Here is a 21,869-nt window from a genome sequence, read left to right as displayed (position 1 = left end):
GCTGTGCTCAAAAACTAAGAGGGAGCTCATTGCCGGTTTCTTGTAAGAAAAAACGGTGGAGTTCTGGAATATCGGGGCGTTGGCCGGTAATGAGCGTGAAGGCATCTACGGCTTGGCCTACCGCCATGAGGCCGCCGGGTAGGGTGCGCGCCCCGAGTGCGCGGGCTGCGGTGATCAGAGGGGTGTCCTGGGGCAGGTAGATAACGTCGGCAACCCACAGGTCAGCGCGTAGGAGCGAGAGGTCTAGGGGAGCGCCGGGGTGGTGATGCATACCGATGGGGGTAGCATTTACCAAACCACGGGAGGATGCCAGCGCGGAAGCTAGCTGCTCTGGAGTTAACGCCACGATTTTTTGGGAGGGGAAGAGGTCTTGTAGCTGGCTGGCCCGCGCTTGGGCTTGTTGAGCTGAAATATCGAAGAGGAAGAGCGTTTTGACTCCGCGGCTCAGCAGAGCATAAGCAGTGGCAGAGCCAGCGCCACCGGCACCCAACTGGAGCACCGTATCTAGGTCCTCAGGTGCTAGTGCTAGCCCGCTGTCTAAAGCGAAAGAAAAGCCTGAGTAATCGGTGTTGTAGCCTACCGTTGCGCCGTCTTCGATTACTACCGTATTGACCGCGCCGAGTTGCAGAGCATGTTCAGATACCTGATCGAGGTGTTGCATAATGAGCTGCTTGCAGGGGTAAGTAATGTTGAAAGCGTTATAACCCAGGGCCAGCCCGTAGCTCAAGAGAGTGCCGCAGTCGTCGGCAGTGAAGGCTCGTTGATGAGGGCCCAGGGCATCAATGTCTAGGGGGCGATAAAGGTAACGGATCCCTAATTGGTCAGCAGCCATCTCGTGCATCGGGGGAGTGAGAGAGGCATTGATGCCGCTGCCCAGGAGGCCCACCAAAAACGATTCATCAATCCTGCTCACAGCGTCCTTCTTTCCGGCCCGATAACTGCACTGAGTCCTAGGCTAGACAGAGAGGTACTGGGGCACAAACCGGCGTCCTAACCAGCGGACGACTCCCGGGTCATCTTGGTGCAGGCCTACAAGCGTGGACGCTGGGTTAAGGTACCTGCTGATAATGACCCTGATACCAGCTTCAAGTGGAAGCGTCACCTGGCGGCTCAGTCGAGGGTCACCATTGAATGGAGAGCCTCTGCCACCGCTACTCCGGGCCACTACCGCCTGGTCTACAACGTGGACACCAAGGTGGCATCAGAGGCTCTCACCCCCTTTACCGAAGTAACTAACCCTTTCACGGTCCGCTCGAAGGCTGAATTGAAAATCTTGGCGTAGACCCAGGCGCCCCAAGCTATCACTCACCGCGACGCATGAGGCTACCTACGTGCCTGACATCACCTGTTTTGAGGGATTAAAGGCTTAAATAGTCGGTTATCGGGGTGGATTAAAACCACGGTAACCGGCTATAGTTCTATGTGGAGTACTTAGCTAGCTCTTCCCAGCTGGCATCGTACGGAATACCAATGGCAGAACGGACACCGTCCTTTGGCCTTGTTCGCCCCAACTTTTGTTGGTCAGCGATCTTGAGGCCTAAATGCCATTTTTCGTCATGTCTGGGTAAAAACAGCTAAGTCAATGTGATTCTTTTGCGCGTTATATAAAAGCTCGCCCAATACAGCACGTGTTGTGCAGGTGAAACCGCAGGAGCAACACCTTTTCCACCTGGAGGAGATGTTGTTCAAACAGCATCACCTGCAAATACTTGAGGGGCTAGAGTCTAGCCGCAAGATACAGTAACCGGTCGCACCTAGCGGAGCGACCGAAACCAAACGGAGAACAAGTGCCTACAATTCAGCAGTTGGTCCGTAAGGGCCGTGCACCCAAGGTCGTAAAGACCAAGGCGCCCGCACTTAAGGGCAACCCCATGAAGCGTGGCGTATGCACCCGTGTATACACCACCACCCCCAGGAAGCCGAACTCAGCACTGCGTAAGGTCGCACGTGTTAAGCTCAACGGCGGCGTAGAAGTAACGGCTTACATCCCCGGTGAAGGTCACAACCTTCAGGAACACTCCATCGTGCTCGTGCGCGGTGGCCATGTGAAGGACCTCCCCGGTGTTCGTTACAAGATCGTTCGTGGCGCACTGGATACCCAGGGCGTTAAGGGCCGCGGTCAGGCTCGTTCACGCTACGGCGCAAAGAAGGAGAAGAAGTAATGCCTCGTAAGGGTCCCGCTCCTAAGCGTCCCCTCGTAAACGATCCCGTTTACGGTTCACCGCTGGTTACCCAGCTCATCAACAAGGTTCTGCTGGACGGCAAGAAGTCAACCGCTGAGCGCATCGTTTACGGTGCACTTGAGGGTGTTGCTGCCAAGTCCGGTGAAGACCCCGTTGCAACTCTCAAGAAGGCTATGGACAACATCAAGCCTGCTCTTGAGGTTCGCTCACGCCGCGTCGGTGGCGCAACCTACCAGGTTCCCGTAGAAGTTCGCCCGGGCCGTTCAACTGCCCTAGCACTCCGCTGGCTCGTAGGTTTCTCAAAGCTTCGCCGCGAGAAGACCATGACCGAGCGTCTCATGAACGAGATCCTGGATGCATCTAACGGTCTCGGTGCCGCTGTGAAGCGTCGCGAAGACACTCACAAGATGGCCGAGTCCAACAAGGCCTTCGCACACTACCGCTGGTAATTTCTTCGCAGCCTGCCGACCTTTTGCACTCCGTGTAAGGTGGCAGGCTTTCGAAGTTTCTCACAAGGGAGAACAAAGTGGCACTAGACGTGCTTACCGACCTGAACAAGGTCCGCAACATCGGTATTATGGCGCACATTGACGCCGGTAAAACCACCACCACCGAACGCATCCTCTTCTACACCGGTATTAATCACAAAATCGGTGAAACCCACGACGGTGCGTCAACCATGGACTGGATGGCTCAGGAACAGGAACGCGGTATCACCATTACCTCCGCGGCTACCACCTGCTTCTGGAAAGACAACCAGATTAACATCATCGACACCCCCGGCCACGTTGACTTCACCGTTGAGGTTGAGCGTTCACTGCGCGTCCTCGATGGCGCTGTTGCAGTCTTCGACGGCAAGGAAGGCGTTGAGCCCCAGTCTGAGACCGTTTGGCGTCAGGCTGACAAGTACGAAGTTCCCCGCATCTGCTTCGTCAACAAGATGGACAAGCTGGGCGCTGACTTCTACTTCACCGTAGATACCATCATCAAGCGTCTTGGTGCCACCCCCCTCGTGATGCAGCTGCCCATCGGCGCTGAAAACGACTTCATCGGTGTCGTAGACCTGCTCACCATGCAGGCTTACGTATGGCCCGGCGATGCCAAGGGTGACGTAACCATGGGCGCTTCCTACGAGATCCAGGAAATCCCTGCTGACCTCAAGGAAAAGGCTGAAGAGTACCGTTCGCAGCTCGTTGAGTCTGTTGCAGAAGCTTCAGACGAGCTGATGAACAAATACCTCGAAGGTGAAGAAATCACCATTGAGGAAATCAAGGCTGGCGTACGCAAGCTGACCGTGAACAACGAGGCTTACCCCGTTTTCTGTGGTTCAGCATTCAAGAACCGCGGTGTGCAGCCTATGCTTGACGCTGTTCTGGATTACCTGCCCACCCCCCTTGACGTTCCCGCAATGGTTGGTCACAAGCCCAACGATGAAGAAGTTGAACTGACCCGCACCCCCTCAGCTGACGAGCCTTTCGCAGCTCTGGCGTTCAAGGTTGCAGCTCACCCCTTCTACGGCCAGCTAACCTACATCCGTGTTTACTCGGGTAAGGCTTCATCAGGCCAGCAGGTTCTCAACTCAACTAAGGGCAAGAAAGAGCGCATCGGTAAGCTCTTCCAGATGCACTCCAACAAGGAGAACCCGGTTGATGAGATTCAGGCAGGTCACATCTACGCAGCGATTGGTCTGAAGGACACCACCACCGGTGACACCCTCTGTGATATCGCTAACCCGATTGTCCTTGAGTCGATGACTTTCCCCGCTCCCGTGATCTTCGTGGCAATTGAACCCAAGACCAAGGGTGACCAGGAAAAGATGTCAACCGCGATCCAGAAGCTTTCTGCAGAGGATCCCACCTTCACCGTTTCACTTAACGAAGAAACCGGCCAGACCGAAATCGGTGGCATGGGCGAGCTTCACCTCGACATCATCGTTGACCGTATGAAGCGTGAATTCAAGGTTGAAGCTAACGTTGGTAAGCCTCAGGTTGCTTACCGCGAGACCATCCGCAAGGCTGTTGATAAGGTGGATTACACCCACAAGAAGCAGACCGGTGGTTCAGGTCAGTTCGCTAAGGTTCAGGTTTCCTTCGAGCCCATCCCCCTCGATTCAGAAGAACTCTACGAGTTCAGCAACGCCGTCACCGGTGGTCGTGTTCCCCGTGAATACATCCCCTCTGTTGACGCCGGTATCCAGGACGCAATGCAGCTCGGTATCCTCGCTGGCTACCCCGTTGTTGGTGTGAAGGCAACCCTGATCGATGGTGCTTACCACGATGTTGACTCGTCAGAAATGGCGTTCAAAATCGCAGGCTCAATGGTCTTCAAGGAAGGCGCACGCCGCGCTAACCCGGTTCTGCTTGAACCGCTGATGGCTGTTGAAGTTCGTACCCCGGAAGAGTACATGGGCGACGTTATCGGCGACCTCAACTCACGCCGCGGTCAGATCCAGTCAATGGAAGACGCAGCAGGTGTCAAGATCGTTCACGCTCTTGTTCCGCTGTCAGAAATGTTCGGTTACATCGGTGACCTCCGTTCAAAGACCCAGGGTCGCGCTGTGTTCTCCATGGAGTTCGACAGCTACTCAGAGGTTCCCAAGAACGTTGCTGATGAAATCATCCAGAAGAGCCGCGGCGAGTAATTTCGTCCCCGCGTAACTCACCGCAAGTGAGTCGCACCTCTTTTTGAAAAAACCATATCCGTGAAACCGTTCTAGGGTTTCAACTCACCGGCGTTATCCGCTATTGTGGTAGCTAGACCGCTTTTTGGCGGATTGCGCCGGTGTGAAACCCGAGTGCACGTTTTCATAACTTCTCTATAGGAGGAATACTCTTGGCTAAGGCTAAGTTCGAGCGCTCCAAGCCTCACGTAAACGTTGGTACCATTGGTCACGTTGACCACGGTAAGACCACCCTGACCGCTGCAATCTCAAAGGTTCTTGCTGACAAGTACCCCGATCTGAACGAGCAGCGCGACTTCGGTGCTATCGACTCCGCTCCCGAAGAGCGCCAGCGCGGTATTACCATCAACATTGCTCACATCGAGTACCAGACCGAGAAGCGTCACTACGCACACGTTGACGCTCCCGGCCACGCTGACTATGTCAAGAACATGATCACCGGTGCTGCTCAGATGGACGGCGCAATCCTCGTTGTTGCTGCTACCGACGGTCCCATGGCTCAGACCCGCGAGCACGTTCTGCTGGCTCGCCAGGTTGGCGTTCCCACCCTGCTTGTTGCACTCAACAAGTCAGACATGGTTGACGACGAAGAACTCCTCGACCTCGTTGAAATGGAAGTTCGTGAACTTCTTTCATCACAGGAATTCGACGGCGACGAAGCTCCCGTAGTTCGCGTTTCAGCTCTCAAGGCTCTTGAAGGCGACGCTGAGTGGGTTGCTAAGGTTGAGGAACTCATGGACGCAGTCGATGAGTACATCCCGGACCCCGTCCGCGATAAGGACAAGCCCTTCCTCATGCCCATCGAGGACGTCTTCACCATCACCGGTCGCGGTACCGTTGTTACCGGCCGTGCAGAGCGCGGTACCCTCAAGATCAACTCTGAAGTTGAAATCGTTGGTATCCGTCCCATCCAGAAGACCACCGTTACCGGTATCGAAATGTTCCACAAGCAGCTCGACGAAGCATGGGCAGGCGAAAACTGTGGCCTTCTGCTCCGCGGTCTGAAGCGCGATGACGTAGAGCGTGGCCAGGTTGTTGTAGCTCCCGGCTCCATCACCCCCCACACCCAGTTCGAGGCTAACGTTTACATCCTTTCCAAGGATGAAGGCGGCCGCCACAACCCCTTCTACTCGAACTACCGTCCTCAGTTCTACTTCCGTACCACTGACGTAACCGGCGTTATCACCCTCCCCGAGGGCACCGAAATGGTTATGCCTGGCGACAACACCGAGATGACCGTTGAGCTCATCCAGGAAATCGCTATGGAAGAGGGCCTCGGCTTCGCAATCCGCGAAGGCGGCCGCACCGTTGGTTCAGGTCGCGTTACCAAGATCATCAAGTAAGTACTGCTTACCTGATGTTCTAACCAGGCTTTGACCTCGGTAACGAACCCATGCAGAGGGCCCCCGGCAATGCCGGGGGCCCTCTGCTATACCCAAAAGAAACCGTCCAGCCTGAAAGCTAACTAGCCCGATAGAGAGCCGGTCCTAGAGCGTCGGGTGGCCAAGGAGACTTATTGCCTTTTAAGGTGTATGGTCTGATTTCTGCCAGGCTGGGATTGATGTTTGTTGGGTCCCGCTAGGGTTGCTTCCTGTAGCCGGTGGCGCAGTTGGCTGGGAGCCACAAGGCCGGCGGGGCAGGTGGGGTTGTGTTTGTATAGTTTCATCGCGGGCTAGTAGACGCCAGATGACTAAGCCAATGAGGGCGAAGCCCAGGATGAAGAGCGAGAAGATGTTGAGTCCACCGACGATGTAGAGAATCTGGTAGGACAGCATAGCCACTACAAGAATCACCAGGATCTTAGGTTTCAGGAGTACTGTAGCGACGAGTAGCACCAGGGTGACTAGCACGATGATGAGCCGGTCGCTCCAGGTAAGAGACCAGCCAGCCACCGTCAAATAGAGGGTACCAAAGGCTTGTATCCCAAGAGCAATACTGTAGAGAATCAGGGAGGGTTTCTGTCTCCTAATGATGCTGAAGACGAGGAGCAGGCTGAAGCTGAAAACTAGGGCCTGTGACAAATAGAGGAACGCTTCCCGCATCTCGTTCTCTACGAGAATACGGAACATGAGGAGGTTGATACCCACTAGAGGTGGGTAGAGGCGCATCTGCGGAGCTACCTGGACCCACCAACCTGCAGTAAGAATCAGGATGGCAAGGCAGGAGAGAGCTAGAGGTTCTGCCCATACCGGGTGTAAGAGATAGACGTGGGTAAGGGCAAGACCTGTTCGGGCAGTGGTGACGTTATAGGCGTATCCCCAACGACCCAAATAGTCCTCCTGGTTGGGGTTACTGACATGTGCTGGTTGAGTCGAGACGCTGAGAGCGGCCCAGGTTTTACTCCCGGCAAGGCTCAACATTCCCAGGAGCAAGAGACTCAGCGCGTCCGAAAGCCTCAAGCTGCCGGTAAGAAGAGGATAGCCCAGAAGAGTGAGGGCACCGGCGGCAAGCGCTACCTGCAACGCGGATACCGCCGGGCGACGTGACGTAATCTGCCAGAGAAGAGCTAAACCGGTAAGAAGCAGAGCACCGAGGAGGGCTGCGACTCTGATGTCTGTTCGGATAAGGGGGAGCGCAGCTAGAAGAGCTATCCAGCCAAATACAAGACCGGTGATGAGTTCTGTATTGGCTGATCTGCTGAGCTGGTGGAATCGGATGAGCAGAAGAGAACAAGCAGAGAGCAGGGCCGTCAAGAAGGTGATGATGAGGGCGGTATGGAGAGAGAACAGTGAGCTAGTAATCGTTAGCTGGACAGCAGCCCACAGTAGGTAAAGGCGAATCAAGATACCTAGGTGACTGAAAGTTCTGGGGCTGGTCTTCCAGAAGATTGCTAGCGTACTCAGCAACAGCGCTGCATACACCAAATAGTCCCGGTGGCTCATTAGAACCGCTGGCGTGGTGATAAGGATGAGACTAACTGAAACGTAGAGAGCCGTAAGGAGCAGGTAGGGGGTTTGCAGGGGAGAAAGAGTATATATCTGGCCTGAAACTGGGGCTTTCTGATGAATCGGTCTGGCATCAAGAGCTCGATAGGTGCGGTCAAGTGTCAAAAGTGCCCCGGCAACAATCAGTCCAAGATAAGAAGCAATGCCCACGGATAAAGCGCTGTACTCGAGACTTCCAGGGATGACCCGGTACCTGTAGGCAACATCAACACCTATAGACAGAAGTACTGGGGTGATAACACCCGATGCCAGCAGAGTGATAGCTGAGAAGATCCGGGCGTTGGAGGGAGTTTCTGCCGTCTTGGGGGTTGCCAGCTCACTATAGAGGTAGCAAACTGCACCGGATAGACCTAAAAATAATAGAGCCCAATAACTGTGGGAGTCTGTGATCTGCAAGAGCAGTAGAAGTAGAGCGGGGAGAGCTAAACCGCCTGCAACACCAGGCAGCTGTGCCCCGTGACTGAGGGGCTTAGGCATGACGTGCAGTGCTGCTAGGCCAAGAAGTAGAACTACTAATGGGATGGTGGGTAGAGCAATAAAACCTAAGATTCCCACGATGAAGGCTAAAGCTGGGATATAAGTTTTTAGACGGCTTCTGCCCACCAACCCTAAGGCGGCCGCATTAAGGGTGACCAGCAGGGAAAGAACCAGAGTGGCCCCCACACCGCCGGAAGAGTTGCCGAATAAGGTGGGTTCCGCGTGAGCATCCACCATTACTGCTGCAACAGAGAAAATCACTGGGGGCTGGGCTAGACACCAGGTCGCCATAAGATCTTTAGAAGGCGCCCAAGGTAGAGCCGGCAAATTGACCAAACCTAAGATGAAACAAGATATCAGCGACAGAATCGCAGTTGGGAGCAGAACATATACATAGTTATTCAAGTACTCACAAAGCCAGAGCGTGAAGTAAAGAGTAGCCAGCAGCGAATAGACGCGGGCCTGCACATAGAAGTAAAAACTTCGATCCAGAGCAACAAAAGTAACCGCGTAGAGGGTACCGAGCACAAAGATGAGTGCCGTTTCCCAAAAATGCAACCGTGTTCCTATCATCATCGAAGCAAACATGGTGACCGGGACAAAGACGCGGGCAGAGTCGTTGATCCCGCGAGTAAGCTGCACAGGTAACTGTGCTGATGCGAATCGTTGTGTCAGGGCCAGAGCTGTTGCGAGCAGCAAAAGAGACACAAAGTACCAAATCAGCCCCACCTGCATTGTCTTAGAGACAGCAAGTACATCGGAGACTATGAAGGCAATTGCCAGGTAGATCATGACCCGTGCTTTCATGAGAGCCAGGGCTCCCAAGACGGCTGCGGTGCCTACCAGTGATACCAGTAGCCAGAGTAAAGCCCCGGAAAGGGGCCACATCAGGTGATAAACGGCAAGACCGCACAGGGGAATGAGTGCCAACCCCGTCGCCGTAAAAGAGTAGGACGCCAGGCGTAGTTTTGGAATCCACCGGTAGCTGACCAAACCCGCGACGTAGACGAGTAAGGTGAGTGCGCATAGAAGAACACCCTGCATAGGAGCCGTTGCTACTGAGCTCACTAAAAGGGAGGAAGCGCTGATAATGAGAAGGCTACCCAGGTAAAGGCCGAGATTTAGGAAGATATTTTCCAAGGCTCGACGATCCTGTCGCGGCGGGTGAAGCGATACCGGCGGATTTACTCTGGCAGCCAGCACTGAAGCAGGCGGATCCCACGGGTTTGATGGGTATTCAGGTGGGGGAGATGGCAGGCTCATATTTTTCATGCTAGACCAGTCAGACTAAGATCCTTTGACGCTTTCCCGTATGTTAAGAGCGGGGGTACTGTTCAGAGCTCACCGAGGGGCTCATGTGAGAGCTAGCACTAATCAATTCTGGGGGTTGCAAGTGATAACTGAGCCTGTAGAATAGAAGACGTTGTTCAAGCGCTTACCGCTTTAAGCAGGCTATGAATCGTTCAAGATTCTGGATTCTAGAGTAAGCCCAAATATGACCCAATCGATCAGTTCAAGGGCTGTGAAGCGCAAATTCATCACAAAGTACGCGACACGCCCGAGTTCGGGGGTCGGTGCCTCGGCAGGGTGAGGAACCCGGTTTCACCGGATTCAGTCTGTTCGAGGTGGTGCAAGAGAAGCTATGAGTTTCTTAACCTAAAGCATCACATAAAGGAGCAACCGCTCCGTTACAGGGAAGTAGACAGAAAGAGAGTCCGACAGATGGCGGGACAGAAAATCCGCATCCGTCTGAAGTCATATGACCACGAGGTCATTGATTCATCAGCACGGAAAATCGTTGAGACAGTAACTCGTGCAGGTGCGACGGTAGTTGGCCCGGTGCCGCTGCCCACCGAAAAGAACGTATACGTTGTTATCCGTTCACCTCACAAGTACAAGGACAGCCGCGAGCACTTTGAAATGCGCACGCACAAGCGTCTGATCGACGTTGTTGATCCGACCCCTAAGGCTGTTGATGCCCTCATGCGTCTAGACCTTCCGGCAGACGTAAACATCGAAATCAAGCTGTAGAGGATCGCATCTAAATGACTAACAAGATCGAGCGCCAGGTTAAGGGCCTGCTAGGCACCAAGCTTGGTATGACCCAGATTTGGGATGAAAACGGCAAGTTCGTGCCCGTCACTGTCGTCAAGGCCGATTCGAACGTTGTTACCCAACTCCGCAACGCTGAAACCGATGGCTACGAAGCTATCCAGATCGGTTTCGGTTCCATCGAAGCTCGCAAGGTAACCAAGCCTCTGGCAGGCCACTTCGAGAAGGCAGGCGTAACTCCTCGCCGTCACCTCGTTGAACTCCGCACCTCAGACGCAGCTGAATACTCACTCGGTCAGGAACTGACCGTTGAGCTCTTCGAAGCTGGCCAGAAGGTTGACGTAGTTGGCAAGACCAAGGGTAAAGGCTTTGCCGGTGTAATGAAGCGTCACGGCTTCTCCGGTGTTGGTGCATCACACGGTGCACACAAGAACCACCGTAAGCCCGGTTCAATCGGTGGCGCATCCTACCCCGCACGCGTGTTCAAGGGTATGCGCATGGCAGGCCGTATGGGCGCTGCACGCCACACCACCATGAACCTGACCATTCAGGGTGTCGACGCAGAAAACAACGTTCTTCTGATCAAGGGTGCTATCCCCGGTCCTAAGGGCGGCGTTGTTCTGGTTCGCACCGCTGTGAAGGGAGCCTAGTACATCATGGCTGTCAAGACCGTAAAGGTAGACCTGCCCGCAGATATTTTTGACGCGCAGGCATCAGTACCCCTCCTTCACCAGGTTGTCGTAGCTCAGCTCGCTGCAGCACGTCAGGGTACCCACAAGACCAAAAACCGCGGCGAAGTTTCCGGTGCAGGTCGTAAGCCCTTCAAGCAGAAGGGCACTGGCCGCGCACGTCAGGGCTCAATCCGCGCACCGCACATGACCGGTGGCGGCGTTGTACACGGCCCGACCCCGCGTAACTACGCACAGCGTACCCCCAAGAAGATGATTGCAGCTGCACTGCGCGGCGCTCTCTCGGATCGCGCTCGTCACGACCGCATCCACGTTGTCGAAACCCTAGTTGATGGCACCAAGCCCTCCACCAAGGCAGCACTGGCAGCAATTGCAGAGATCACCAGCCGCAAGAACGCTCTGATCGTTATCGACCGCAAGGACGACGTTTCAGCGCTGTCAGCACGCAACCTTGAGAACGTTCACGTCCTCTACGCAGATCAGCTGAACACCTACGATGTTCTGATCTCAGATGACGTTATCTTCACCAAGGACGCATTCGACGTATTCGTCGCTGTTGCATCTAAGGCAAAGAAAGAGGCTGCTAACTAATGACTGTCTCCAACTTCAAAGACCCCCGCGACGTGATCATTGCTCCCGTCGTTTCGGAAAAGAGCTACGGTCAGCTCGATGAAGGTAAGTACACCTTCCTCGTAGACCCCCGCTCAAACAAGCTGGAAATCAAGCAGGCCATCGAAAGCATTTTCGATGTCAAGGTTGCTTCCATCAACACCGCTAACCGTCAGGGCAAGCGTACGCGCACCCGTTTCGGTTGGGGTGCTCGTAAAGACACCAAGCGTGCGATTGTAACCCTCAAGGAAGGTTCAATCGACCTCTTCGGCGGTCCGGCAGCATAAGCAGCCGGAGACCACTTTAGCGAAGGAAAGAAATATCTAAATGGGTATTCGTAAGCACAAGCCGACGACCCCGGGTCGCCGCGGTTCGAGCGTATCAGATTTCGCAGAAATCACTCGCTCAACCCCGGAAAAGTCCCTGGTTCGTCCGCTCCCCAAAAAGGGTGGCCGTAACAACACCGGCCGCATCACCACCCGCCACAAGGGTGGTGGCCACAAGCGCCAGTACCGTCTGATCGACTTCCGTCGTCACGACAAGGACGGCGTCAACGCACGCGTTGCACACATCGAGTACGATCCCAACCGTACTGCCCGTATTGCTCTTCTGCACTACTTCGATGGCACCAAGCGTTACATCATCGCCCCCAACAAGTTGGCACAGGGCGACGTCGTAGAGTCAGGTCCCTCGGCTGATATCAAGCCCGGTAACAACCTGCCCCTGCGCAACATCCCCGTTGGTACCGTGATTCACGCTGTAGAGCTCCGCCCCGGTGGCGGCGCTAAGATGGGCCGCTCAGCTGGCGCATCCATCCAGCTGGTCGCTAAGGAAGGCAAGTACGCCCAGCTGCGTCTGCCCTCCGGTGAAATCCGCAACGTTGATGTTCGCTGCCGCGCAACCGTTGGTTCGGTTGGCAACGCCGAGCAGTCAAACATCAACTGGGGTAAGGCTGGCCGCAACCGCTGGAAGGGCATCCGCCCGACCGTTCGTGGTGTTGTCATGAACCCCGTTGACCACCCCCACGGTGGTGGTGAAGGCAAGACCTCCGGTGGCCGTCACCCGGTTAACCCCAATGGTAAGCCTGAGGGACGCACCCGTCGCCCCAACAAGGAAAGCGACAAGCTCATTGTTCGTCGCCGTCGTACTGGCAAGAAGCGCTAAGGAGCCTGAAACATGCCTCGTAGTTTGAAGAAGGGTCCTTTCGTCGATCAGCACCTTTTTGTAAAGGTTGCAGCTCAGAACGAAAAGGGCACCAAGAACGTAATCAAGACTTGGTCCCGTCGCTCGATGATTATCCCCGACATGCTCGGACACACCATCGCAGTGCACGACGGACGCAAGCACGTACCCGTGTTCATCACTGAGTCCATGGTTGGGCACAAACTCGGCGAGTTTGCACCCACCCGTACATTCCGTGGCCACGTTAAGGACGACCGCAAGGGCAAGCGTCGCTAGAAACGGTTCACACCGTTTTTAGAAACGTTTTCCTTTCGGCAATAGACGAAAGAGAGATAGGCAATGGAAGCCAAGGCAACTGCGTCTTACGTACGCGTTACGCCTATGAAGGCACGCCGCGTCATCAACCTTATCCGTGGTAAGCAGGCGGAAGAGGCTCTGGCGATTTTGAAGTTCGCCCCCCAGGGTGCTTCAGAACCGGTATACAAGATCGTTGCATCAGCTGTTGCAAACGCTCGCCAGAAGGCAGCCCAGCAGGGTCTGCCCTTCAAGGAAGAAGAGCTGTTCATCAGCGAAGCATACGCGAACGAAGGCCCCACCATGAAGCGTTTTCAGCCTCGTGCACAGGGTCGCGCGTTCCGCATCAACAAGCGCACCAGCCACATCACTGTGGTCGTTGCAACCCCGTCAGAGGAGGAGGGCCGCTAAATGGGTCAGAAAATCAACCCCAACGGTTTCCGACTTGGCATCACCACCAACCACGTCTCCAAGTGGTTCGCTGACTCCACCAAGGAGGGCGAGCGCTACGCAGACTTCGTTCGTGAAGATGTAAAGATTCGTGAACTCCTGTCTAAGGGTATGGAACGCGCAGGCATCGCTAAGGTCGAAATCGAGCGTACCCGTGACCGTGTTCGTGTGGACATCCACACCGCACGTCCCGGTATCGTCATCGGCCGCCGCGGCGCTGAAGCTGACCGTATCCGTGGCGAGCTTGAGAAGCTCACCAACAAGCAGATCCAGCTGAACATCCTCGAGGTTGCAAACCCCGATCTGTCAGCTCAGCTTGTTGCTCAGGGCGTCGCAGAGCAGCTCGCTTCACGCGTAGCTTTCCGCCGCGCAATGAAGAAGGCAATCCAGTCCGCACAGCGTGCAGGTGCTAAGGGTATCCGTATCCAGTGCTCCGGCCGTCTGGGTGGCGCTGAAATGTCACGTAGCGAGTTCTACCGCGAAGGCCGTGTGCCCCTGCACACCCTGCGCGCAAACATCGACTACGGCTTCTTCGAGGCTAAGACTACCTTCGGCCGCATCGGCGTCAAGGTTTGGATCTACAAGGGTGACCTCACCGACAACGAGCTTGCTGCACAGCAGGCTGCAGGTAACCGTCGCGGCAACGCCCGCGGTGGCGACCGTCGTCGTCCTACCGGTAACCGTGGTCCTCGCCGTGAACGTCGTTCCGACAATGCTTCAGCTCCCGCTGAAGCAAAGACTGCAGAAAACGGTGAGGCATAAATGCTAATTCCCCGTCGAGTAAAGTACCGCAAGCAGCATCACCCCAAGCGTTCAGGCATGGCAAAGGGTGGCACCGAGGTAACCTTCGGTGAGTGGGGCATCCAGGCTCTCACTCCCGCATACGTTACCAACCGTCAGATTGAAGCTGCACGTATCGCGATGACCCGCCACATTAAGCGTGGCGGTAAGGTTTGGATCAACATTTATCCCGACCGCCCCCTGACCAAGAAGCCTGCTGAAACCCGTATGGGTTCCGGTAAGGGTTCACCCGAATGGTGGGTCGCAAACGTTAAGCCCGGTCGAGTCATGTTTGAACTCTCCGGCGTATCCGAAGAAGTGGCTCGCGAAGCTATGCGCCTCGCAATCCACAAGCTCCCGATGAAGGCACGTGTTGTGCGTCGCGAAGGTGGTGAATAAGAAATGGCAGTTGGATCAAAGGATCTGAGCATCGACAACCTCGCAGAGCTCTCCAACGAGAATCTGGTAGAGAAGCTGCGTGAGTCGAAGGAGGAACTGTTCAACCTCCGTTTCCAGGCAGCCACCGGTCAGCTTGAAAACCCCGGTCGAATCCGTTCGGTCAAGCGTGACATCGCACGTATCTACACTGTGCTTCGCGAACGCGAGCTCGGTATTCGTCCCGCAACCGAAGGTTAAATCACATGAGTGAAGTAAAGACTGAAGAGCGCGGCTACCGCAAGACTCGCCGCGGCTACGTTGTGTCCGACAAAATGGACAAGACTGTAGTCGTTGAGGTTGAGGACCGCGTGAAGCACGCACTGTACGGCAAGGTTTTGCGCCGTAGCTCGAAGATCAAGGCACACGACGAGCAGAACACTGCTGGTATCGGTGACCTCGTTCTTCTGGCAGAGACTCGCCCGCTATCTGCTTCAAAGCACTGGCGCGTTGTAGAGATCATCGAGAAGGCTAAGTAAATCTTAGGCATACGAGTTCTCACTCTGTAAGAGCTAAGATGGCCCCCACCTACGAAAGTAGGTGGGGGCCATCTGCTTTTGCTGCTGAGTGATGTGATGGGGGAGTACAGCGTAAATCACGCTCTTCTTTGCTCTCTGACCCCCTATTCAGCCTAAAAATGCTGTGATAAAGTTGAAGTTCTGTGTGGGTACACAAGCACCTGCACAACCACGGATTTTTTCGTGCCACAACATAATGCCGCTTTTCAGCGGGGTTCGCCCGCTCATTAGGCGGGTCCAAATGTTCGGGGCATGACCAGATCCCAGGCGTGTCCGCCAACTCTTCCCCTGAATTTTAGGTTAAGAGACCGGCGCGTCAACATCCCGTACAAATGTTCCGCAAGGCTGGCTCACAAGATACGTGTGTCGGAACCGGCGAGACGACAGGAGAAATATGATTCAGCAGGAGTCACGACTCAAGGTTGCTGACAACACCGGTGCGAAGGAAATCCTGACCATCCGTGTTCTCGGCGGCTCAAAGCGTCGTTACGCAGGCATTGGCGACATCATCGTCGCAACCGTTAAGGATGCTATCCCCGGCGGTACCGTAAAGAAGGGCGACGTCGTAAAGGCGGTTGTCGTTCGCACCAAGAAGGAAGTTCGTCGTGCAGACGGCTCCTACATCAAGTTCGATGAGAATTCAGCAGTAATTCTCAAGAACACCGATGGTGACCCCCGTGGCACCCGTATCTTCGGACCTGTTGGCCGCGAACTGCGCGACAAGAAGTTCATGAAGATCATTTCACTTGCTCCGGAGGTGCTCTAACTCATGGCTAAAATCAAGTCTGGCGACCTAGTACAGGTCATTTCAGGTGCAGATAAGGGTAAGCAGGGCAAGGTTCTTAAGGTATTCCCTAAGACCGAGCGTGTGCTGGTTGAAGGCGTAAAAATCGTCACCAAACACAACAAGGCTAACCCCATGACCGGCGAAGCCGGCGGCATTGAAAAGGTTGAAGCTTCAATCCACGTATCAAACGTTGCGATTGTTGATGCCGAGACCAAGAAGCCGACCCGCGTTGGTTACCGCCTCGAGACCGTAGAGCGCAATGGCAAGACCCGCACCAACCGCGTGCGCGTCGCCAAGAGCTCGGGTAAGGACATCTAATGACCGAAGCAAAGATTACCCCTCGTTTTAAGACTAAGTTCAACGACGTAGTCACCCCGGCACTGCATGAGGAGTTCAACTACTCCAACACCATGCAGGCCCCGAAGATCGTTAAGGTCGTCGTGAACATGGGTGTCGGTGAAGCTGCCAAGGACGCGAAGCTCATGGATGGTGCTATCCGCGACCTCACCGCAATCACCGGTCAGAAGCCGCTAGTTACCCGCGCGAAGAAGTCCATCGCACAGTTCAAGCTGCGTGAAGGTATGCCCATCGGCGCACACGTCACCCTCCGTGGCGATCGCATGTGGGAATTCCTCGACCGCCTGGTCACCCTTGCACTTCCCCGTATCCGCGACTTCCGCGGCCTCTCGGATCGCCAGTTCGACGGCAACGGTAACTACACCTTCGGTCTCACCGAACAGTCAATGTTCCACGAAATCGACCAGGATTCCATCGACCGTGTTCGCGGTATGGACATCACCGTGGTTACCACCGCAAAGACCGACGAAGAAGGCCGTGCGCTGCTCAAGGCACTCGGTTTCCCCTTCAAGACTAAGTAACGACTACGTTGTAGGTCCGCACCCTATATCAGGGTGAGGAAACCATAACGAGGAAGGGCTCAGCCCACCATGACTATGACAGATCCTGTCGCAGATATGCTGACCCGTTTGCGTAACGCAAACTCAGCTCATCACGACACCGTGTCAATGCCTTACTCAAAGCTCAAGGCTCGCATCGCCGAGATCCTCAAGGCTGAAGGCTACATCGCTGATTTCAAGGAAGAGGAAGCAAAGGTCGGTAAGACCCTCACCCTCGAACTGAAGTTCGGCCCCTCACGCGAACGCTCCATCGTAGGTGTTCGTCGTATTTCCAAGCCGGGTCTGCGTGTATACGCAAAGTCCACCAACCTGCCTCAGGTACACGGTGGCCTCGGTATCGCAATTCTGTCCACCTCTTCAGGTCTGCTCACTGACAAGCAGGCTTCGAAGAAGGGTGTGGGCGGCGAAGTCGTCGCTTACATCTGGTAGTCGGTAAGAAGAGAAAGGAAGAAGAATGTCACGTATTGGACGTCTCCCCATCTCGGTTCCTGCCGGCGTTGAGGTAAAGATTGATGGCAACCTTGTTGCTGTTAAGGGTGCAAAGGGCGAGCTGACCCACGAGGTTGCTGCTCCCATCACCGTTGCACTTGAAGACGGTGTTCTCACCGTTTCCCGCCCGAATGATGAGCGTGCTTCACGCTCACTGCACGGCCTGACCCGAACCCTGATCCAGAACATGATCGTAGGTGTTACCGAAGGTTACTCGAAGAAACTCGAAATCGTCGGTACCGGTTACCGTGTAATGGCGAAGGGCTCAGATCTCGAGTTCGCACTCGGCTACTCACACCCCATCAACATCAAGGCACCCGAGGGTATCACCTTCGCTGTTGAGGGCAACAACAAGCTGACCGTTACCGGTATCAGCAAGCAGCAGGTTGGCCAGGTTGCAGCTAACATTCGCGGTCTGCGCAAGCCCGATCCCTACAAGGGTAAGGGTGTTCGCTACGAAGGCGAGCAGATCCGTCGCAAGGTCGGAAAGGCTGGTAAGTAACAATGGCTGTAAAGACTAAGTCAGCACAGCGCGCACGCCGTCACGCACGCGTTCGCAAGTACGTTTCAGGCACCGCTACACGCCCCCGCCTGTCCGTAACCCGTTCAGCTCGTCACATGTTCGTCCAGGTGATTGACGATGTTCAGGGTCACACCCTGGCATACGCCTCCACCATGGAAGCAGAACTCCGTGGCTCAGACATGGACAAGACCGCTAAAGCTAAGCGCGTTGGTGAGCTCGTAGCAGAGCGTGCCAAGGCTGCTGGCGTAGAAGCAGTTGTCTTCGACCGCGGTGGTAATAAGTACCACGGCCGTGTCGCAGCAGTTGCAGAAGGCGCACGCGAAGGGGGTCTTGCACTCTAATGAGCGAGCAGACTGTAAACGAAAAGGAAACTCAGGTGACTGAAGCTACCGCAGAAGCTACCGCAGAAGCTACCGCTGAAACTTCCGAGAAGCGCGAAGAGCGCCGCAACGACCGTGGCGATCGCCGCGGCAACCGCGGTGAGCGCGGTGACCGTCGTGGTAACCGTGGTCGCGAAGAAGAGAAGGACAAGTTCATCGAGCGCGTTGTCACCATCAACCGCGTCTCCAAGGTCGTCAAGGGTGGTCGTCGCTTCAGCTTCACCGCACTTGTCGTTGTTGGTGACGGTAACGGTATGGTTGGCGTTGGCTACGGCAAGGCGAAGGAAGTTCCCGCAGCTATCTCTAAGGGCGTTGAAGAAGCAAAGAAAAACTTCTTCCGCGTTCCCCGTATTGAAGGCCGCACCATTCCTCACCGCGTTCAGGGTGAAGCAGCAGCAGGCGTAGTTATGCTCCGCCCCGCTACCGCTGGTACCGGTGTTATCGCCGGTGGTCCCGTCCGCGCCGTACTTGAGGCAGCAGGCATCCACGATGTTCTGTCCAAGTCACTGGGTTCATCAAACCAGATCAACATTGTTCACGCAGCAATTGAAGCACTTCGCCAGCTCGAAGAGCCCGCAGCTGTTGCAGCACGCCGTGGTCTGCCCCAGGATGAGGTTATCCCCGGCTACCTGCTGAACACCAAGTCTGAAAAGGCAGGTGCGTAATGACCGGTAAGCGTATTAAGCCCAGCGACGCACAGCTGGAAATCACCCAGATCAAGTCATACGTTGGTGAAAAGCAGAACATGCGCGACACCCTCCGTTCCTTGGGCCTCAAGCGCCCCGGCAACAAGGTTGTTCGCACTGCTGACGCTGTAACCTGCGGCATGATCAACACCGTTGCTCACCTGATTCAGGTTGAGGAGGTCAAGTAAAGATGGCAGTAGAAAATAACGACGCTATCAAAATTCACGATCTGCGCCCCGCACCGGGTGCCCACAAGGCAAAGACCCGCGTTGGCCGCGGTGAAGGCTCAAAGGGTAAGACCGCAGGTCGCGGTACCAAGGGTACCAAGGCTCGTTACCAGGTTCGCGCCGGCTTCGAAGGTGGTCAGCTTCCGCTGCACATGCGCCTTCCCAAGCTCCGCGGCTTCAAGAACCCCTTCCGCACCGAGTACCAGGTTGTTAACCTGGGACGCATCGCGGAACTGTTCCCCGAGGGCGGCGACATCACCGTTGACGCTCTGGTAGCAGCAGGCGCAGTTCGCAAGAACGAACTCGTCAAGGTTCTTGGCACCGGTGAAATCTCAGCAGCTTACACCGTAACTGTTGACAAGGTTTCAGAGTCAGCTAAGGCTAAAATTGAGGCAGCTGGCGGTTCAGTAACCGTCAAGTAATCTTGATGACCGATTGACTTCGGTGGGGGTGCCCCGCGCTTCAGCGCGGGGCACCCCTTTCTCATTCTCAATGCCCACAAACGGTGGCTTAACCTTACTTAAACGGTAAATGTGTTCTATGCACCGAGCGTAACTGCCCCGTTTCCGGCTAATTAAGAGATATAAGCGTTACACTTGAGAAGATTGTGTAACTGCAGGTGCTCTCAAGACCATCTTTAGAGCGCACATTGGCAGACTAAAACTTTTTCAGGAGGACATGTGCTTAGCGGTTTCGGGCGGGCTTTTACGATCCCCGACCTGCGCAACAAGCTGCTGTTTACCCTGGGCATTATCATTATTTATCGGTTAGGCGTTTTCATTCCTGCCCCCGGTATTTCCTACGGAAACGTGCAACAGTGTCTATCGAATATCACCGCTACCAGCGGTGTCTACGGTATGATCAACCTCTTCAGCGGCGGCGCTCTGTTGCAACTTTCGATTTTTGCCCTGGGCGTGATGCCGTACATTACTGCGAGCATCATTGTTCAGCTTCTACGCGTTGTAATTCCCAGGTTCCAGCAATTGCATGAGGAGGGTGCCCAGGGGCAAACTAAGCTGACCCAGTACACCCGCTACCTCACCATCGCACTGGCTGTTCTCAACGCAACGACCATCGTTACACTGGCTCAGAACGGTACTTTGCTACAGGGGTGTACCCTGCCCATTATTCCGGATGACGGTATTTTGAACATCCTGCTCATCATTACGACCCTGACCGCAGGTACCGGTGTCGTGATGTGGCTGGGTGAGCAAATCACCGAAAAGGGTGTTGGCAACGGTATGTCCTTGCTCATTTTCACCTCCATCGCAGCGTCCTTCCCCACCGCTTTCGGTTCTATTCTGCAGACCCAGGGCTGGGGGATTTTTGCCGCCGTGATGGGCATTGGGCTTCTGGTGATTGTGGCTGTTGTTTTCGTTGAGCAGTCCCAGCGCCGTATCCCCGTACAATACGCTAAGCGTATGGTGGGCCGCCGGACTATCGGCGGAACCTCAACCTACATTCCGCTCAAGGTCAACATGGCGGGCGTTATCCCACTGATTTTCGCTTCATCCATGCTGATGCTGCCAGGTCTAATTGCCCAGTTCAATACACCGTCTGACGGGCGTCAGCCACCGGAATGGGTCAACTGGATTAACACCTACCTGATAACAGGGGATCACCCCCTCTACATGATCATGTACTTCTTGATGATCCTTGGGTTCGCATATTTCTACGTTTCCATCACCTTCAATACAGAAGAAGTGGCCGGTAATATGAAGAAGTATGGTGGTTTCATTCCGGGCGTGCGCGCAGGTCGCCCCACTCAGGAATACCTCACCTATGTGCTGAACCGCATTACCCTGCCCGGTGCAACCTACCTAGCGGTCCTCGCTTTGATTCCGCTCATTGCACTGGTGCTCTTTGATGCTAACCAGAATTTCCCGCTCGGCGGTGCCTCACTGCTGATCGTTATCGGCGTCGGTCTTGACACTATCAAGCAGATTGACGCTCAACTCCAACAACGCAACTACGAAGGATTGCTCCGATGAATCGTTTGCTCATCATTGGCCCTCCCGGTGCAGGTAAAGGCACCCAGGCTGTAAAAATCGCTGAAAAGCTGAACATCCCTGCCATCTCAACCGGCGACATCTTCCGCAAGAACATCAAGGAAGAAACTGAGCTGGGTAAGGAAGCTAAGGGCTACATCGACGAGGGTAACCTAGTACCGGACTCGGTGACCAACCGCATGGTTCGCGCGCGTCTGGCAGAAGAAGACTGCACCGATGGCTTCTTGCTGGATGGATACCCCCGCAACGTAGCTCAGGTTTCTGAACTTGATGACATCCTGACCGATATGGGCCAGGAGATCGGCCAGGTGCTCTTGCTGGTTGCCGATAACGAAGAGCTGGTTCAGCGTCTTCTGGGCCGCGCCGCAGAACAGGGCCGCTCGGATGACAACGAAGAGGTCATCCGCCACCGCCTCAAGGTATACGAGGAAGAAACTGCGCCGCTCGTTGCTATTTATAGCGAGCGCGGGCTCGTGACCTCCATTGACGGTCTCGGCGAGATCGATGAGGTTACCACCCGTATCATGGACGCTCTGAAGTAAGGCCTCCTACTCGTA

General features: G+C 55.1%; 29 protein-coding genes. 27 read left to right on the top strand and 2 right to left on the bottom strand.

The window, feature by feature from the left end; genetic code table 11:
• Window positions 1–7: 7 nt before the first annotated feature.
• Window positions 8–913 carry a shikimate dehydrogenase gene (locus VVR27_RS00355; RefSeq protein ID WP_346872148.1) on the bottom strand — a complete coding sequence of 302 codons (906 nt, stop codon included), beginning with the start codon at window positions 911–913 and terminating at the stop codon, window positions 8–10.
• A 108-nt stretch (window positions 914–1,021) separates the two neighbouring features.
• Between VVR27_RS00355 and VVR27_RS00350 the strand changes: the two genes are divergently transcribed.
• The 5 genes from VVR27_RS00350 to tuf all read left to right on the top strand — a co-directional run bounded on the left by VVR27_RS00350 (window position 1,022) and on the right by tuf (window position 6,206).
• Window positions 1,022–1,282: a neutral/alkaline non-lysosomal ceramidase C-terminal domain-containing protein gene (locus tag VVR27_RS00350; protein ID WP_368546584.1), complete on the top strand. Its 261-nt coding sequence runs from the start codon at window positions 1,022–1,024 to the stop codon at window positions 1,280–1,282.
• A 505-nt stretch (window positions 1,283–1,787) separates the two neighbouring features.
• Window positions 1,788–2,162: a 30S ribosomal protein S12 gene (gene rpsL, locus VVR27_RS00345; RefSeq protein ID WP_368546583.1), complete on the top strand. Its 375-nt coding sequence runs from the start codon at window positions 1,788–1,790 to the stop codon at window positions 2,160–2,162.
• A complete protein-coding gene (gene rpsG / locus VVR27_RS00340; protein WP_251379244.1) occupies window positions 2,162–2,632 on the top strand; it encodes a 30S ribosomal protein S7 in 471 nt (156 codons plus the stop codon). The genes rpsL and rpsG overlap by 1 nt, the downstream gene beginning before the upstream one ends.
• Window positions 2,633–2,709: 77 nt before the next feature.
• Entirely contained in the window at window positions 2,710–4,824 is a 2,115-nt protein-coding gene (fusA, locus tag VVR27_RS00335) for an elongation factor G (RefSeq protein ID WP_346923547.1), read from the top strand.
• 191 nt (window positions 4,825–5,015) lie between these two features.
• Window positions 5,016–6,206: an elongation factor Tu gene (tuf, locus tag VVR27_RS00330; RefSeq protein ID WP_208887317.1), complete on the top strand. Its 1,191-nt coding sequence runs from the start codon at window positions 5,016–5,018 to the stop codon at window positions 6,204–6,206.
• A gap of 180 nt (window positions 6,207–6,386) precedes the next feature.
• Here tuf and VVR27_RS00325 read toward each other — a convergent pair whose 3' ends face one another.
• Window positions 6,387–9,425, bottom strand: coding sequence for a hypothetical protein (locus VVR27_RS00325; protein WP_368546582.1), 3,039 nt, complete (start codon window positions 9,423–9,425; stop codon window positions 6,387–6,389).
• A gap of 582 nt (window positions 9,426–10,007) precedes the next feature.
• On the opposite strand from VVR27_RS00325, the gene rpsJ reads away from it, so the two are divergent.
• The 22 genes from rpsJ (at window position 10,008) to VVR27_RS00215 (ending at window position 21,854) form a co-directional block, all read left to right on the top strand.
• Window positions 10,008–10,316, top strand: a complete 309-nt coding sequence (gene rpsJ / locus VVR27_RS00320) for a 30S ribosomal protein S10 (RefSeq protein WP_168614567.1) — start codon at window positions 10,008–10,010, stop codon at window positions 10,314–10,316.
• A 14-nt stretch (window positions 10,317–10,330) separates the two neighbouring features.
• A complete protein-coding gene (gene rplC / locus VVR27_RS00315; RefSeq protein WP_237202277.1) occupies window positions 10,331–10,987 on the top strand; it encodes a 50S ribosomal protein L3 in 657 nt (218 codons plus the stop codon).
• 6 nt (window positions 10,988–10,993) lie between these two features.
• Entirely contained in the window at window positions 10,994–11,617 is a 624-nt protein-coding gene (gene rplD / locus VVR27_RS00310) for a 50S ribosomal protein L4 (RefSeq protein WP_251379241.1), read from the top strand.
• Window positions 11,617–11,922: a 50S ribosomal protein L23 gene (rplW, locus tag VVR27_RS00305; RefSeq protein ID WP_237202275.1), complete on the top strand. Its 306-nt coding sequence runs from the start codon at window positions 11,617–11,619 to the stop codon at window positions 11,920–11,922. Before rplD ends, rplW begins: the two co-directional genes overlap by 1 nt.
• Before the next feature lie 40 nt (window positions 11,923–11,962).
• Window positions 11,963–12,799, top strand: a complete 837-nt coding sequence (gene rplB, locus VVR27_RS00300) for a 50S ribosomal protein L2 (RefSeq protein ID WP_237202274.1) — start codon at window positions 11,963–11,965, stop codon at window positions 12,797–12,799.
• A gap of 12 nt (window positions 12,800–12,811) precedes the next feature.
• Window positions 12,812–13,093 carry a 30S ribosomal protein S19 gene (rpsS, locus tag VVR27_RS00295; RefSeq protein WP_083090719.1) on the top strand — a complete coding sequence of 94 codons (282 nt, stop codon included), beginning with the start codon at window positions 12,812–12,814 and terminating at the stop codon, window positions 13,091–13,093.
• Window positions 13,094–13,156: 63 nt separating this feature from the next.
• Window positions 13,157–13,522: a 50S ribosomal protein L22 gene (gene rplV, locus VVR27_RS00290; protein ID WP_237202273.1), complete on the top strand. Its 366-nt coding sequence runs from the start codon at window positions 13,157–13,159 to the stop codon at window positions 13,520–13,522.
• A complete protein-coding gene (rpsC, locus tag VVR27_RS00285; protein ID WP_251379240.1) occupies window positions 13,523–14,323 on the top strand; it encodes a 30S ribosomal protein S3 in 801 nt (266 codons plus the stop codon).
• Window positions 14,324–14,740, top strand: a complete 417-nt coding sequence (gene rplP / locus VVR27_RS00280) for a 50S ribosomal protein L16 (RefSeq protein ID WP_083090722.1) — start codon at window positions 14,324–14,326, stop codon at window positions 14,738–14,740.
• 3 nt (window positions 14,741–14,743) lie between these two features.
• Window positions 14,744–14,977: a 50S ribosomal protein L29 gene (rpmC, locus tag VVR27_RS00275; protein ID WP_346872143.1), complete on the top strand. Its 234-nt coding sequence runs from the start codon at window positions 14,744–14,746 to the stop codon at window positions 14,975–14,977.
• Window positions 14,978–14,982: 5 nt separating this feature from the next.
• Window positions 14,983–15,255, top strand: coding sequence for a 30S ribosomal protein S17 (gene rpsQ, locus VVR27_RS00270; RefSeq protein ID WP_368546581.1), 273 nt, complete (start codon window positions 14,983–14,985; stop codon window positions 15,253–15,255).
• Window positions 15,256–15,688: 433 nt separating this feature from the next.
• The gene (gene rplN, locus VVR27_RS00265; RefSeq protein ID WP_237202270.1) at window positions 15,689–16,060 is read left to right on the top strand and encodes a 50S ribosomal protein L14; all 372 of its coding nucleotides are present in this window, start codon (window positions 15,689–15,691) and stop codon (window positions 16,058–16,060) included.
• Between the two features lie 3 nt (window positions 16,061–16,063).
• Entirely contained in the window at window positions 16,064–16,399 is a 336-nt protein-coding gene (gene rplX / locus VVR27_RS00260; RefSeq protein ID WP_251379239.1) for a 50S ribosomal protein L24, read from the top strand.
• Complete coding sequence (gene rplE, locus VVR27_RS00255) at window positions 16,399–16,959, top strand: 50S ribosomal protein L5 (RefSeq protein ID WP_346872142.1); 561 nt, start codon at window positions 16,399–16,401, stop codon at window positions 16,957–16,959. The genes rplX and rplE overlap by 1 nt, the downstream gene beginning before the upstream one ends.
• 69 nt (window positions 16,960–17,028) lie before the next feature.
• Complete coding sequence (gene rpsH / locus VVR27_RS00250; RefSeq protein ID WP_346872141.1) at window positions 17,029–17,427, top strand: 30S ribosomal protein S8; 399 nt, start codon at window positions 17,029–17,031, stop codon at window positions 17,425–17,427.
• 25 nt (window positions 17,428–17,452) lie between these two features.
• Window positions 17,453–17,989 carry a 50S ribosomal protein L6 gene (gene rplF, locus VVR27_RS00245; RefSeq protein WP_251379237.1) on the top strand — a complete coding sequence of 179 codons (537 nt, stop codon included), beginning with the start codon at window positions 17,453–17,455 and terminating at the stop codon, window positions 17,987–17,989.
• Window positions 17,990–17,991: 2 nt separating this feature from the next.
• On the top strand, window positions 17,992–18,351 hold the full coding sequence (rplR, locus tag VVR27_RS00240) for a 50S ribosomal protein L18 (protein ID WP_237202265.1): 360 nt from the start codon (window positions 17,992–17,994) through the stop codon (window positions 18,349–18,351).
• Window positions 18,351–19,055 carry a 30S ribosomal protein S5 gene (gene rpsE / locus VVR27_RS00235; protein ID WP_368546579.1) on the top strand — a complete coding sequence of 235 codons (705 nt, stop codon included), beginning with the start codon at window positions 18,351–18,353 and terminating at the stop codon, window positions 19,053–19,055. The genes rplR and rpsE overlap by 1 nt, the downstream gene beginning before the upstream one ends.
• The gene (gene rpmD, locus VVR27_RS00230) at window positions 19,055–19,264 is read left to right on the top strand and encodes a 50S ribosomal protein L30 (RefSeq protein WP_251379236.1); all 210 of its coding nucleotides are present in this window, start codon (window positions 19,055–19,057) and stop codon (window positions 19,262–19,264) included. Before rpsE ends, rpmD begins: the two co-directional genes overlap by 1 nt.
• 2 nt (window positions 19,265–19,266) lie before the next feature.
• Window positions 19,267–19,725 (top strand): 50S ribosomal protein L15, encoded by a 459-nt coding sequence (gene rplO, locus VVR27_RS00225; RefSeq protein ID WP_368546578.1) that lies wholly within the window; start codon window positions 19,267–19,269, stop codon window positions 19,723–19,725.
• 258 nt (window positions 19,726–19,983) lie between these two features.
• Entirely contained in the window at window positions 19,984–21,294 is a 1,311-nt protein-coding gene (secY, locus tag VVR27_RS00220) for a preprotein translocase subunit SecY (RefSeq protein WP_251379234.1), read from the top strand.
• The gene (locus tag VVR27_RS00215; RefSeq protein ID WP_251379233.1) at window positions 21,291–21,854 is read left to right on the top strand and encodes an adenylate kinase; all 564 of its coding nucleotides are present in this window, start codon (window positions 21,291–21,293) and stop codon (window positions 21,852–21,854) included. The genes secY and VVR27_RS00215 overlap by 4 nt, the downstream gene beginning before the upstream one ends.
• Window positions 21,855–21,869 lie beyond the last annotated feature (15 nt).

The organism is Rothia sp. LK2492 (genome assembly GCF_040946345.1).
Lineage (GTDB): Bacteria > Actinomycetota > Actinomycetes > Actinomycetales > Micrococcaceae > Rothia > Rothia endophytica.
The sequence above is the reverse complement of the archived record's forward strand: the minus strand, read 5'-3'. Positions and strand labels throughout refer to the sequence as shown.

Coding starts and splice junctions, on each gene's coding strand:
- rpsJ (WP_168614567.1), top strand. CDS start 10,008: ATGGCGGGACAGAAAATCCGCATCCGTCTGAAGTCATATGACCACGAG.
- rpmD (WP_251379236.1), top strand. CDS start 19,055: ATGACCGGTAAGCGTATTAAGCCCAGCGACGCACAGCTGGAAATCACC.
- rpmC (WP_346872143.1), top strand. CDS start 14,744: ATGGCAGTTGGATCAAAGGATCTGAGCATCGACAACCTCGCAGAGCTC.
- rplV (WP_237202273.1), top strand. CDS start 13,157: ATGGAAGCCAAGGCAACTGCGTCTTACGTACGCGTTACGCCTATGAAG.
- rpsC (WP_251379240.1), top strand. CDS start 13,523: ATGGGTCAGAAAATCAACCCCAACGGTTTCCGACTTGGCATCACCACC.
- rplC (WP_237202277.1), top strand. CDS start 10,331: ATGACTAACAAGATCGAGCGCCAGGTTAAGGGCCTGCTAGGCACCAAG.
- rpsQ (WP_368546581.1), top strand. CDS start 14,983: ATGAGTGAAGTAAAGACTGAAGAGCGCGGCTACCGCAAGACTCGCCGC.
- rplP (WP_083090722.1), top strand. CDS start 14,324: ATGCTAATTCCCCGTCGAGTAAAGTACCGCAAGCAGCATCACCCCAAG.
- rplO (WP_368546578.1), top strand. CDS start 19,267: ATGGCAGTAGAAAATAACGACGCTATCAAAATTCACGATCTGCGCCCC.
- rpsG (WP_251379244.1), top strand. CDS start 2,162: ATGCCTCGTAAGGGTCCCGCTCCTAAGCGTCCCCTCGTAAACGATCCC.
- rplX (WP_251379239.1), top strand. CDS start 16,064: ATGGCTAAAATCAAGTCTGGCGACCTAGTACAGGTCATTTCAGGTGCA.
- rplD (WP_251379241.1), top strand. CDS start 10,994: ATGGCTGTCAAGACCGTAAAGGTAGACCTGCCCGCAGATATTTTTGAC.
- rplF (WP_251379237.1), top strand. CDS start 17,453: ATGTCACGTATTGGACGTCTCCCCATCTCGGTTCCTGCCGGCGTTGAG.
- rplW (WP_237202275.1), top strand. CDS start 11,617: ATGACTGTCTCCAACTTCAAAGACCCCCGCGACGTGATCATTGCTCCC.
- rpsS (WP_083090719.1), top strand. CDS start 12,812: ATGCCTCGTAGTTTGAAGAAGGGTCCTTTCGTCGATCAGCACCTTTTT.
- rplB (WP_237202274.1), top strand. CDS start 11,963: ATGGGTATTCGTAAGCACAAGCCGACGACCCCGGGTCGCCGCGGTTCG.
- rplR (WP_237202265.1), top strand. CDS start 17,992: ATGGCTGTAAAGACTAAGTCAGCACAGCGCGCACGCCGTCACGCACGC.
- rpsE (WP_368546579.1), top strand. CDS start 18,351: ATGAGCGAGCAGACTGTAAACGAAAAGGAAACTCAGGTGACTGAAGCT.
- rplN (WP_237202270.1), top strand. CDS start 15,689: ATGATTCAGCAGGAGTCACGACTCAAGGTTGCTGACAACACCGGTGCG.
- rpsH (WP_346872141.1), top strand. CDS start 17,029: ATGACTATGACAGATCCTGTCGCAGATATGCTGACCCGTTTGCGTAAC.
- rplE (WP_346872142.1), top strand. CDS start 16,399: ATGACCGAAGCAAAGATTACCCCTCGTTTTAAGACTAAGTTCAACGAC.
- VVR27_RS00215 (WP_251379233.1), top strand. CDS start 21,291: ATGAATCGTTTGCTCATCATTGGCCCTCCCGGTGCAGGTAAAGGCACC.